Origin of the sequence: Microbulbifer sp. HZ11, assembly GCF_000708675.1 — a bacterium.
Lineage (GTDB): Bacteria > Pseudomonadota > Gammaproteobacteria > Pseudomonadales > Cellvibrionaceae > Microbulbifer.
Window position 1 is genome coordinate 74,202 of sequence record NZ_JELR01000002.1, and the last position, 12,086, is coordinate 86,287.

The 12,086-nt window shown below is 55.1% G+C and carries 10 protein-coding genes; 6 read left to right on the top strand and 4 right to left on the bottom strand.

Annotated elements, in window-relative coordinates:
• Positions 1-179: 179 nt before the first annotated feature.
• From AU11_RS08195 to sdhC, 4 genes are read right to left on the bottom strand one after another with little or no spacing between them, the layout of a single operon-like run.
• Positions 180-884 carry a succinate dehydrogenase iron-sulfur subunit gene (locus AU11_RS08195; RefSeq protein WP_043318613.1) on the bottom strand — a complete coding sequence of 235 codons (705 nt, stop codon included), beginning with the start codon at positions 882-884 and terminating at the stop codon, positions 180-182.
• 18 nt (positions 885-902) lie between these two features.
• Positions 903-2,675, bottom strand: coding sequence for a succinate dehydrogenase flavoprotein subunit (gene sdhA / locus AU11_RS08200; RefSeq protein ID WP_043318614.1), 1,773 nt, complete (start codon positions 2,673-2,675; stop codon positions 903-905).
• Between the two features lie 3 nt (positions 2,676-2,678).
• Positions 2,679-3,047: a succinate dehydrogenase, hydrophobic membrane anchor protein gene (gene sdhD, locus AU11_RS08205; protein WP_043318617.1), complete on the bottom strand. Its 369-nt coding sequence runs from the start codon at positions 3,045-3,047 to the stop codon at positions 2,679-2,681.
• The gene (sdhC, locus tag AU11_RS08210; protein ID WP_043318618.1) at positions 3,041-3,415 is read right to left on the bottom strand and encodes a succinate dehydrogenase, cytochrome b556 subunit; all 375 of its coding nucleotides are present in this window, start codon (positions 3,413-3,415) and stop codon (positions 3,041-3,043) included. The genes sdhD and sdhC overlap by 7 nt, the downstream gene beginning before the upstream one ends.
• Before the next feature lie 657 nt (positions 3,416-4,072).
• Between sdhC and gltA the strand changes: the two genes are divergently transcribed.
• The 6 genes from gltA (at position 4,073) to AU11_RS08245 (ending at position 12,006) form a co-directional block, all read left to right on the top strand.
• Entirely contained in the window at positions 4,073-5,362 is a 1,290-nt protein-coding gene (gene gltA, locus AU11_RS08215; protein ID WP_043318620.1) for a citrate synthase, read from the top strand.
• A gap of 203 nt (positions 5,363-5,565) precedes the next feature.
• Positions 5,566-7,086, top strand: coding sequence for a vanadium-dependent haloperoxidase (locus AU11_RS08220; protein WP_156035230.1), 1,521 nt, complete (start codon positions 5,566-5,568; stop codon positions 7,084-7,086).
• A gap of 305 nt (positions 7,087-7,391) precedes the next feature.
• Positions 7,392-7,892 (top strand): hemerythrin domain-containing protein, encoded by a 501-nt coding sequence (locus tag AU11_RS08225; RefSeq protein WP_043318622.1) that lies wholly within the window; start codon positions 7,392-7,394, stop codon positions 7,890-7,892.
• 169 nt (positions 7,893-8,061) lie between these two features.
• Positions 8,062-10,092, top strand: a complete 2,031-nt coding sequence (locus AU11_RS08235) for an FAD-dependent oxidoreductase (protein ID WP_081848020.1) — start codon at positions 8,062-8,064, stop codon at positions 10,090-10,092.
• Positions 10,093-11,439 carry a cytochrome c3 family protein gene (locus tag AU11_RS08240; RefSeq protein WP_043318628.1) on the top strand — a complete coding sequence of 449 codons (1,347 nt, stop codon included), beginning with the start codon at positions 10,093-10,095 and terminating at the stop codon, positions 11,437-11,439.
• A gap of 18 nt (positions 11,440-11,457) precedes the next feature.
• Positions 11,458-12,006 (top strand): DUF3365 domain-containing protein, encoded by a 549-nt coding sequence (locus tag AU11_RS08245; protein ID WP_043318630.1) that lies wholly within the window; start codon positions 11,458-11,460, stop codon positions 12,004-12,006.
• Positions 12,007-12,086: the final 80 nt, after the last annotated feature.

Consider the following 12,086-nt stretch of genomic DNA (forward strand, 5'->3'; position numbering starts at 1 on the left):
TCAATTGACGGCGCGCACCCTTGAATTTTGCGCCGCTCTTTCCTGTCTTTTCACTCACAAAAGGGGAGGTGCTGAAAAGACACCTCCCCTTTTTCGTATAGACCTGACACCTGCGCTGCTGTCGGCCTAATTGTGATTATTTTTGGTGGGAAACCCGCGTTCCCCAAGAGGGAAATTCCCTACACGGCGCGGGTTATCAGCATGTTGCGGATATGTCCGATCGCCCGGGTAGGATTCAAACCTTTGGGGCAAACGTTGACGCAGTTCTGAATACCGTGGCAACGGAATACGCTAAACGGGTCATCCAGGTTGCCGAGACGCTCGTCGGTGGCGTCATCGCGGCTGTCCGCCAGGAAGCGGTAAGCCTGCAACAGGCCCGCCGGGCCGATGAACTTGTCCGGGTTCCACCAGAAAGAAGGACAAGACGTGGAACAACAGGCGCAGAGAATACACTCGTACAGGCCATCCAGTTTTGCACGGTCTTCCGGGGACTGCAGGCGCTCGATGGCCGGAGCCGGCGAGCTGTTCTGCAGATAAGGTTCAATCTTCTTGTACTGGGTGTAAAACTGCTCCATATCTACCACCAGGTCGCGAATGACCGGCAGTCCGGGCAGCGGACGCAGTACCAGCTTGCCTTTCGGCGCTGCTTCAGAGATCGGCATGATACAGGCAAGACCGTTCTTACCGGAAATATTCATGCCGTCGGAGCCACAAACACCTTCGCGACAGGAGCGACGGAAAGCCAGGGTCGGGTCCTCGGCTTTCAGCAGTTCCAGTACGTCCAGCACCATCAGGTCTTTACCCTGGGTGTCAAGCTCGTAGTCCTGCATATAGGGTGCAGAATCAGTCTCCGGGTTGTAACGGTAAATGCTTACTTTCAACATATTCTTTCCGCTCCCGAATTAGTAGGTACGCGCTTTCGGCTCGAAAGCGTCTACGGTGTTGGGCGCAAAGTTGACCGCGCGCTTACCCACACGCTTTTCCGCCGGGAAGAACATGGAGTGACACAGCCAGTTTTCGTCGTCGCGCTCCTGGAAATCTTCGCGGGCGTGAGCGCCGCGACTCTCGGTGCGTACCTCTGCTGCGATGGCAGTGGCTTCGGCCACTTCCAGCAGGTTCTGCAATTCCAGCGCTTCGATACGCGCGGTGTTGAACGCTCTGGACTTGTCATCCAGACGCACATTCGCGATACGCTCGCGCAGGCTTTCCAGTTTCTTCACGCCTTCGGCCATGTAGTCGCCGCGACGGAATACACCGAAGTGGTTCTGCATCACGCCCTGCAGCTCGGTGCGCAGGTCGGCCGCTTTCTCACCGTCGTTAGTGGTCTCGAGGCGGTTCAGACGATCCATGGCCGCTTCGATATCGGACTCGGACGCTTCGCGGTTTTCGATACCTTCCCGCAGGGCTTTCTCGATGAACAGGCCAGAAGCGCGGCCGAAGACCACCAGGTCCAGCAGGGAGTTGCCCCCCAGACGATTGGCGCCGTGCACGGATACACAGGCAACTTCACCACAGGCGTAGAAGCCGTCGATCACCTGGTCGTTACCGGAAGCGTCCTGGGTCAGGGCCTGACCGTGCACATTGGTGGGAATACCACCCATCATGTAGTGACAGGTCGGCACAACCGGAATCGGCTCTTTTACCGGATCGGTGTGAGCGAAGGTCTTGGCCAGCTCACAGATACCAGGCAGGCGGCTGTGCAGCAGTTCTTCACCCAGGTGATCCAGCTTCAGGAATACGTGGTCGCCATTGGGTCCGGCACCGCGGCCATCCAGGATTTCCAGAACCATGGAGCGGGCAACAACGTCGCGGGATGCCAGGTCTTTGGCATTCGGTGCGTAACGCTCCATAAAGCGCTCGCCATCCTTGTTGATCAGGTAACCGCCTTCACCGCGACAACCTTCCGTGACCAGTACACCTGCACCGGCGATACCGGTGGGGTGGAACTGCCACATCTCGATGTCCTGCACCGGCATACCAGCGCGCAGCGCCATACCAACACCGTCACCAGTATTGATGTGCGCATTGGTGGTAGAGGCGAAAATACGACCCGCACCACCGGTGGCGAATACGGTCGCCTTGGACTTGATGAATACCACTTCGCCGTCTTCGATACAGATGGCGATAACACCAACCACCGCACCGTCCTGGTTCTTCACCAGATCCACCGCGAACCATTCGTTCAGGAATACGGTGTTGTGCTTGACATTGTTCTGATAAAGCGTGTGCAGCAGGGCATGGCCGGTACGGTCCGCCGCCGCACAGGTACGCGCAGCCTGGCCGCCGCGTCCATAGTCCTTGGACTGACCGCCGAACGGACGCTGATAGATACGCCCTTCTTTAGTACGGGAGAACGGCAGGCCCATGTGCTCGAGCTCGAACACGGCTTCGGGGCCGACGGAGCACATATACTCGATCGCGTCCTGGTCACCGATATAGTCGGAACCCTTGACGGTGTCGTACATATGCCAGCGCCAATCGTCATTGGGGTCATCACTGGCAATCGCACAAGTGATACCACCCTGGGCAGACACCGTGTGAGAACGGGTCGGGAATACCTTGGTGATTACCGCGGTCTTGAAGCCGGACTGGGCCATCTGCAGCGCCGCGCGCATACCTGCGCCGCCGCCACCGATCACGATACCGTCAAAGGTTATTGTTCGCATATTCGACATGGTTTACACACCCCACAGAATTTCAAAGCCCCACACCGCGTAGAACACGGCGACCGCGCCCAACAGCACTTCAACCAGGATGCGCAAAACAGTGGCTTTGCCGCCCATCATCCGGTTTGTGAGGTAATCGGTAACCACGGACCAGAGGCCGATCCAGGCATGAGCAAGGGTGGAAATCAGGGCAACCAGACTGAAAACGCGTACCCAGCGCTGTTCAAACAGCGCGGACCAGCTGGCGTAGCCAAAATCTTTGGAGAGAAAAATGAAACCCACTATAAAGAAGGTATAAGCCACCAGCACTACGGCACTGATGCGCTGAATAAACCAGTCGTACAGACCACTGCGGCCAAAGCCAGTAACAGCCTTTACCATACCAGAACCCCCGCTAGCAGGATGAGCACAATAGAAAGCACCAAGACGATGACCGCGCCGCGACGACCACCTTCCAGGCTCTCACCCACACCCAGATCCATGATCAGGTGACGCACACCGGCGATCAGGTGATAGATCAGTGCGGCCAGTGAAGCCCACAGCACGAGCTTGGCCGGAACGCTGGTAAAAAACTCAGCTACTTTATTAAAACCCTGCTCGGATTCCAGACTGGAGTCCAGCATGCACAATAGAAGTGCAACTACAGCGAAAAGCACCACACCGGAAATACGGTGCAGAATTGAAACCAACGCTGGTGCAGGGAGCTTGATAGTAGAAATGTCTAAATTGACAGGTCTGTTTTTGTTCACAGGAAAAACACCTTGTTGCCCTGAAAGACGGGGCGCCCGTTAGTTTTCTGTTTACCGGGCGAGCTTGCTGTTCACTATCCACGCAACCTGACGAGGTCTTGTACAAAGTGGCCTTACCAAGGCGCAAGCCGCGCGGATTATAGGCATTCAAAATTCAAAACACAACGAACCGAAAGTCGCCAGTGACGGCTTTGTACCAGTTGCAATTCACGACACACACCAGACCATGGTATGAGACACGATACCGCCCCGGCTCCCAGCGCGCCCAAATTTACACGCCAGAATCCCTCCCCAAGCAGGCAAAATCCCTGCCACCTATGCCCTGAGCGGAAGATCCTGCGGGCACAGAATTGGTCAACCAATTCGATTTGGTTTGACAATTTGGGGCGCGGCACTTAAGTTTGGCCGCGCTCAAAAGCCCGCTAGCCCCATATCCGCGTCCGGATGCCGCCAACGAAGGCCCTCCGAGCCCGCAGAATCCGGCACTTTCCGGGTTTTGCTTGCGTACTGAAAACATCTGGATACACCTTGCCATAAAAAGGTGATCACAGATGCACGCGGATTGCGCCCCTCCCCGGGCCGTAGAATCACCGAATTCATTTAGTGATTTGTGTGGAAATAAAAAGCTGGCGAAAGAATAGTTTTTAGGAGTCCACAATGTCCGACAAGAAAGCTCAACTCACGGTCGACGGTATCGACGCACCTTACGACCTGCCGGTCTACTCAGGCACTGCCGGTCCCGACGTTGTAGACGTCAGCAGCCTGGCCAGCAAAGGCCTGTTCACCTACGACCCGGGCTTCATGTCCACCGCCTCCTGCGAATCCAAGATCACCTACATCGATGGCGCCAAAGGCGTACTGCTGCACCGCGGCTACCCCATCGAACAGCTGGCAGAAAAATCCGACTACCTGGAAACCTGCTACCTGCTGATGAATGGCGAACTGCCGAACGCCGAGCAGAAGAAAGAATACGTAAACAGCATCATGAACCACACCATGGTGCACGAGTCTCTGGTCAACTTCTTCAAGGGCTTCCGTTACGACGCCCACCCCATGGCCATGATGTGTGGCGTGGTTGGCGCCCTCGCCTCTTTCTATCACGACTCCCTGGACATCACTGATCCGGAGCACCGCAAGATCTCCGCGGACCGCCTGATCGCCAAGATGCCAACCCTGGCCGCCATGTGCTACAAGCACAGCAAAGGCCAGCCGTTCATGTATCCGGACAATAGCCTGAGCTACTCCGAGAACTTCCTGCACATGATGTTCGGCAACCCCTGCGAGCCGAGCAAGATCGATCCGGTTGTGGCCAAGGCCATGGACGTGATCTTCCTGCTGCACGCAGACCACGAGCAGAACGCGTCTACTTCTACCGTGCGCCTGGCCGGCTCCTCCGGTGCCAACCCCTTCGCCTGTATCTCCTCCGGTATTGCCACCCTGTGGGGCCCGGCACACGGCGGCGCCAACGAAGCGGTTCTGAACATGCTGGAAGAGATCGGCGACGAGAGCCGTATCGACGAGTACGTTGCCAAGGCCAAAGACAAGAACGATCCGTTCCGTCTGATGGGCTTCGGTCACCGCGTTTACAAAAACTTCGACCCGCGCTCCCGCGTAATGCAGGGCATTTGCGACGAAGTTCTGGGTGCTATGGGTGCCGAAAACGACCCGCTGCTGCGCATCGCCAAGAAGCTGGAAAAGATCGCCCTGGAAGACGAGTACTTCGTCGAGAAGAAGCTCTACCCGAACGTAGACTTCTACTCCGGCATCATCATGAAGGCCATCGGTATTCCTACCGACATGTTCACTGTGATCTTCGCCACCGGCCGTACCGCCGGCTGGATCGCCCACTGGAACGAAATGATCTCCAATCCTTACAAGATTGGCCGTCCGCGTCAGCTGTACACCGGCTACACCGCACGCGACTACGTATCCCTGGACAACCGCTAAGCGGCTACTCCAGAACAGAAAACCCGGCAAACGCCGGGTTTTTTTATGTCCTCACTTCAGGTTTTTTTCCTGATTAGCCCGCATAAAAAAAATAATGGCGTTTCACACCTCGAGTCTGTGACCAAGCGTTCACCTATTTATTGTATAACCCGGGGCACCGGCACATAGCACGGTATTTCGAACACCAACCCAGGAATACATACATGAAAATAGGGATGTTACTCCGTGCAGTGCTTTGCGGCACCGCACTGGCTTTTTGCGCTTTAAATACCCAGGCCCAACCCACTACGCCACCGCCAGTGGATCTCGATAATGGCAACGCCGCAATTGAAGCGGTTATTCCATACGTCGCTCCGGTCACATTTGAGTACGTCTCCGCCACCGGCGGCGACGCCACCCTGGTGCTGCGGATCACCACCCAGATAACCAACGCCTGGTTTGATGCCAGCGCCCCCTACCATCCCACTGCAGTGGGTGTTTACTCACGACTCGGGCGGCGCCCGGCGAACGAATCGGCAAACAACCGCAACATCAATATCGCACTGCTGTTCGCCAGTTATCGGGTTCTGAACACCTTGCTGCCGCTGCAACACGCGACCTGGCGCGCCATGCTGGAAGCACAGGGATTGGACCCGGACGATAACAGCACAGACCTCACTAGCCCTATCGGCATTGGCAATGCCGCCGGTGCGGCCGTTGCCAAGGGGCGACTGCGGGATGGCATGAACCAGGTGGGCGATGAAACCCGATCGGGCCCCCTGCGCGCAGCCAACCCAATGCCCTATATGGATTACACAGGCTACCAGCCGATCAATACCGCCTATACCCTCTTCAACCCGTCCCGCTGGCAGCCGGATATTCAGCGTAAGGGGATGGGCCTGTATAAAATCCAGCAGTTTGTCACCCCACAATATGCATTGACCGAACCTTACTCATACAAGTCGCCGCGCAAATACCGCGCCCTTCCGCCGTTCGCGAGCTTCCACTGGAACTTTGCCGCCTACAAACAGCAAGCGGACGAGGTTCTCGCCGCATCAGCCAACCTCACTGATGAACAAAAGCTGATGGCAGAACTGTTCGATAACAAAATCGAATCTCTGGGGTTCTCCGCAGGGTTTGCCGCACTGTCACAGGGACTCAGCTTAATGGAGTTTATCCATTTCGACTTCCTGACCAACATGGCCGCCCATGACGCAGGCATTTTTGTGTGGCAGGAGAAGCGCCGCTACGATGCCGTGCGTCCGTTCAGCGCCATTCAATATATTTACGGCAAGCAGCCAGTCACCGCCTGGGGTGGTCCGGGGCAAGGCACTCAGAGCATTCCTGCGAACACCTGGAAGTCTTACCTGGAAGAGGCCGACCATCCCGAGTACCCCTCTGCGTCTACATGCTTTTGCACCGCCCATGCGCAGTCCGCGCGGCAGTACTTGGGCAGCGACGCGCTGAACTGGAGTGTCCCCTACACCGCAGGGTCTTCCCGTATCGAGCCTGGGGTCACCCCCGCCAATGATATGACCCTGAAATTCCCTACCTGGACGTCCCTGGAAGAGAACTGTGGTCAGAGCCGGGTATGGGCAGGCGTACACTTCCAGGCCGCTGTCGATGAAGGACGTCGCATCTGCGGTGTATTCGGAGACAATGCCTACAACTACCTACAGACTTTGGTTGCAGGTACTGCGCCGGAGCGGGAGCCGGCTGATAGACTGCGCGGGCGCCGTAAGTAATCGCTTAGCCCACGCTAAAAATCCCTGCGCCGGTAACGGTGCGGGGATGTCCGGCAAATACAAAACAAGTACAAAAATGAAAGCTGCCGATTTTTAAATTCGCGCGTCTGTACCTCAGTACCGATTGCACCCCGTTATCGGCTTTAATTTTTTTGTGACGAGCCTCACAGTCAGAACAACTAAGAGGCACATCTGTTCAAGAAATAAGTTAAAAAAAGCGCCTATGGTAAAAAGTTCCCGAAGAACAGCCTTTGAGCCGAACTTTATTCTCAAAACCACCAATTCCAGTAGTGAGACAGGCCTCCATGTTCCGACTCTTTTCCAACAAGTCCCGCGATACCGACAAAGAGCAGGATAGTAGCAGTAATAGTCGGCGCACGATCAAGTACGATCCCTCACTTATTCTGGCCCTGAAAAACGACCACCACGAGTTGATCAACATCTATCAGCGCATATGGTCGGAAGGATACGAGCAACAGAACTATCGCAAACTCTCGGAACTACTTGGGGTCTTCAAGTCGACATTCCAGGCGCATCTGATTAAAGAAAACGTCAGCTTCTATGTGTACCTTGAACAATCCCTTGCCGAGGATCGTCACACGCTCCAGATCGTCAAGGACTTCCGCACCGATATGAACGATATCGCGAATGCGGTAGTCCAGTTCTGCAAACGTTATTCGCGGGATAATCTCACTCGTGAAGACCTGGTTCGGTTTAAAGGGGAGTACGAGAAGATTGGTGAAGCACTCACCCGCCGGGTATCGCTAGAGGAAAAAGAACTTTACACCTTATACAACCCAAACTGACAGGCCGATTACCAGTAGTCTGGCAGTAGCTTTTCAGGAGTATGCTCACTCCTTTAGGGTAGATCAGGGACGATCAACCCAGCACAACTAAAACAATAACAACGGGTAAAGACATGGCTCGAGGTATGGCTTCACTGAGTGAAGCGAAGAACTACTCGGGAGGCGAACCGTGACTAATAACCTTCCAGAACTTGATCACGAGCAACATCCGCTCGAGGTAGGTAAGCCGTTTTCTGAAACGCAGGGCTACCAGACTTTTGTCGTTGTCGGAGCGGGGCCGGTCGGTGTTCGTTGCGCGCAGCGTTTGCTCGAATACAGTAGCGATGCTCAGGTCGTACTGATCGGGGGCGAAGACACTCAGCCATATAATCGTGTGCGCCTGTCTCAGTATCTGGCGGACAACCTGGAGTCGTCCGAGCTGGACAACCCCGTCTCTCGTGAACCCCATCCACGTCTCGCAGAGTTTTACGGTCGCAATATTGTCGAAATCGACAGAACACGAAAGCTTCTGATAGATCGAGACGGACAGCACCAACCCTACAGCAAGCTCATACTGGCAACCGGGTCAACACCGATCTTGCCGGAACTTCCAGGCATTGGGCTGAAAAATGTCGTCGGGTTCCGCAACCTTCAAGATGCACGTGACCTGATCAAGTTACGAGAAACGGTGCAAACCTTCGTTGTTGTTGGTGCCGGAGCCCTCGGACTGGAGGCCGCCGCTGCGCTCAAAACCAGTAATAATCGTGTGGTACTGCTGGCGCGGAGAGGGCTGTTGGGAAATCGCCTCTCCAGCACTGCCAATAGCTACTTGAGCGCCGCTCTTTGTGCACTGCAGGTTGAAGTAATCGAAGGCGTCGGACTGGTCGGCTGTTCTGGCAGCCACGCTGTGGAACAGATTAACCTGTCAGATGGCAGCAGCCTAAGCACCGACTGTGTGGTTCTCTGCACTGGGATCAACCCGGAAACTACCCTTGCTACCCGATCGGGACTCGACACTAAGCGCGGCATCCTGGTTTCTCCCTATATGCAAACCAGTGACCCGGACATTTATGCGGTGGGGGAATGCGCTGAGTATGACGAGCAGCTTTATCAGTTGGTACGCCCTGGGTTTGAGCAGGCTGAAATTTGCAGCAGACATATCTGCGCAACCACAGAACAAGCCAGGAATGCGCCGTCGTATCACGGCAGCCGCAACGATATCCAACTGAAGATTTCCCATATTCCGTGCCTCGTGATCGGGGAAACCGAACCAGACAATCTGCAGGAGGTCCAGGTAGACACCTTTGAAAACCGCTTCAAGGGTCATTACCGGGAGCTGTATGTGCGCAATGGCCGGCTTATAGGCGCGGTCATGGTGGGGAGCTGGGATGAGTCACACTTACTGAAGCAGGCCATCGAAGATGGTGCCAGTGTCAGCGAGCGACAACTGGCAAATTTCCGCGAGCATGGCAATCTCTGGCAGAAAGCTGCCGTGCAGACCATCAAGCAACAGCCTGACAACTATCTGGTCTGTCAGTGTAATGGTGTAAGTAAAGGGGAGCTCTGCGGCGTAATCGCCCGTGGCAAGCGCACCCTGCAGGACTTGGAGCTGGAGACCAATGCTGGCTCGGCCTGTGGCAGTTGCCGTCCGCTGATGGCCGAACTGTTGGATATTCCGGCACCAAACCTGGTGATGCGCCACGCACGCGGTATTCTGATTATCTCGATACTTTCCCTCATTCTGATAGCCATTGCGGTAATCGCTCCTCCCCCACCCATTTCCGACAGTGTGCAGGTCAGCTGGTATCTGAAAAAAATCTGGTATGACAGTTTCTGGAAACAGGTCAGTGGCTATACCTTGCTGACACTTTGCCTGTTGACGGCGAGCCTTTCGATGCGCAAACGCCTGCAGAGCATCAACCTGGGGCACCTCGACCACTGGCGCTATCTCCACAGTGTTATCGGTTTCGCAGCACTGCTTGTTCTATTGGTACATACCGGGTTTCGCCTGGGAGAAAATCTGAATCTGGTGTTGATGCTGGTATTTCTTGCCGCCACCTGTACCGGCTCCCTGGTAGGCGTATTCATGGCCCGCAATCACCATTGGACGGACCTGAAACTGCGCGAACACCGCAAGTGGTGGTCAAGAGTCCATTACGCGTTGCTCTGGACCCTGCCGGTTTTGCTTTTCTATCATATTTTCGCCGTGTATTACTTCTAGATGAAAAATTATAAATTCAAATTCTGGCACTACGGCTTGATGGTCACTCTCGCTGCGGCAGTGTTGATCACCTACAACCTCCAGGCTGACGACAAATCGTTTTTTCTCAGTGGCGAGGTCACCCATGGGCACCATCAGATCGAAATGGCCTGTTCTACCTGTCACGGTGATGGTTTTGCTGGACAGAAATTTATTCAGAACGCCTGCTTGGGTTGTCACCAGGAAGAGCTGATCCAGGCAAACGATAGCCATCCCCGCAGTAAGTTTCTGGATCCGCGCAACGCCGGCCTACTGGCACACCTGGATGCACGCCAGTGTATTTCCTGTCACACCGAGCACAAACCTGAAATCACCCATGAGATGGGCGTGTCTCTTGCGGGAGATTTTTGTTTCCACTGCCATAGTGATATCGCCGAAAACCGACCCAACCATTCCGGTCTGGGTTTTGAAACCTGTGCCAGCGCTGGTTGCCATAATTATCACGATAACCGTTACCTGTACGAGGAATTCCTTGCTTCGCGCATTGACAGCCCGGCATTGATTCCCGGAGGCCAGCTGCCGATGAGGTCACTTGTACTCAAATGGCAGGCTGAAGACGCCGACGGCCTCGCGCTCAGCGCAACCGATGCCGACTTCCCTGTGGATGTTGCCAATTCACAGCAGGGTGTATCGCTTGCGTCTGCCACCCAGGCCTGGGGCAATTCAGCCCACGCGCATTCCGGGACCAACTGCAGTGCCTGTCACCAAAACGGAGGGACAGGGATGGAGACGGCAGTCGTCGTGGAGAGCTGTGGCGACTGCCACAGCAGCCAGCTCGCACAGTTCACCCGCGGCAAGCACGGCATGCGGCTTTCTGCGGACCTTCCACAATCACTCCCCATGAATGTTCAGGAAGCGAAACTGCCAATGCACCCCCACGCCATCGAATTGGCGAAGGAACTGAGCTGCACCAGTTGCCATAACCCCCATGATCTCGATACCCGTGTTGCCTCGGTGGAGGCCTGCCTGGGCTGTCACAACGACACTCATAGCCTGGCGTACCAGGAATCACAGCACTTCCGTCTCTGGAGTGACCAGCAGTCGGGTGGCGTCAGCTGTGCAAATTGTCATATGCCAAGGGAAGAGCATGATGGGCAGATTCTGGTAAATCACAACCAGAATCATAACCTGCGTCCAAATGAAAAAATGTTGCCGGTGTGCCTGAGCTGTCACGGTGTTGAATTCGCTGTGGCCGCATTGGCGGACAAGGCATTGATTGAGAATAATTTTTCCGACGCGCCAGCAATGGAACACAAGACTTTCGAGCTGATTCGCGAGCGTATAGCCCGGATTAAAACCACTCAGTAATCCCATCAGGAGGGGAACATGCGTAGTCTCATTTCCATCGTTATTTCAGCCGCCCTTTTATCAGGCTGTGGAGAAAAAAGTGGTATCGCACCGGAAAGAATGGCGGATGCCATTTTTGCTGTTATCGAGGCAGACAGAGCCAGCTACACCAACTATGTAGTGAATCGCCTCGCCAATGAGGAAAAGGTTATTAAAGCGGAGGAGCACTGGAAGGACAGTAAAGCACTACCACTCCCCGCGCAAATGATGCGCATGGGTGCCGAGCGTGTGGCGGAACAGGAATCAGGTTTCAACTATGCTCTGCTATCTGAATGGGCGATCAATAAACAGAACAAGCCTCGCACGGAACTGGAACAACAGGGCCTGGAGTTTATCAATGAGAACCCCGGGCAGAATTTCTACGGCACCGAAACCCTGGGTGACACCGAGTATTTCACTGCCATATACCCTGACGTCGCCGTATCCCCGGCCTGTGTCAGTTGCCACAATGAGCATGTCGACAGTCCTCGCACCGATTTCGAGATTGGCGACACTATGGGCGGCGTTGTTATTCGATTCCCGCTCTGAGCAATCTCTCTATTCAGACTCTCAGTACCACTGAAATGAAAAGCCCCGGAAATTCCGGGGCTTTTCATTTTTATCTCGGG

Bases quoted from the DNA above. Each gene is read 5' to 3' on its own strand.
- AU11_RS08195 (WP_043318613.1), bottom strand. From the start codon at position 884: ATGTTGAAAGTAAGCATTTACCGTTACAACCCGGAGACTGATTCTGCA.
- sdhA (WP_043318614.1), bottom strand. From the start codon at position 2,675: ATGTCGAATATGCGAACAATAACCTTTGACGGTATCGTGATCGGTGGC.
- sdhD (WP_043318617.1), bottom strand. From the start codon at position 3,047: ATGGTAAAGGCTGTTACTGGCTTTGGCCGCAGTGGTCTGTACGACTGG.
- gltA (WP_043318620.1), top strand. From the start codon at position 4,073: ATGTCCGACAAGAAAGCTCAACTCACGGTCGACGGTATCGACGCACCT.
- AU11_RS08220 (WP_156035230.1), top strand. From the start codon at position 5,566: ATGAAAATAGGGATGTTACTCCGTGCAGTGCTTTGCGGCACCGCACTG.
- AU11_RS08225 (WP_043318622.1), top strand. From the start codon at position 7,392: ATGTTCCGACTCTTTTCCAACAAGTCCCGCGATACCGACAAAGAGCAG.
- AU11_RS08240 (WP_043318628.1), top strand. From the start codon at position 10,093: ATGAAAAATTATAAATTCAAATTCTGGCACTACGGCTTGATGGTCACT.
- AU11_RS08245 (WP_043318630.1), top strand. From the start codon at position 11,458: ATGCGTAGTCTCATTTCCATCGTTATTTCAGCCGCCCTTTTATCAGGC.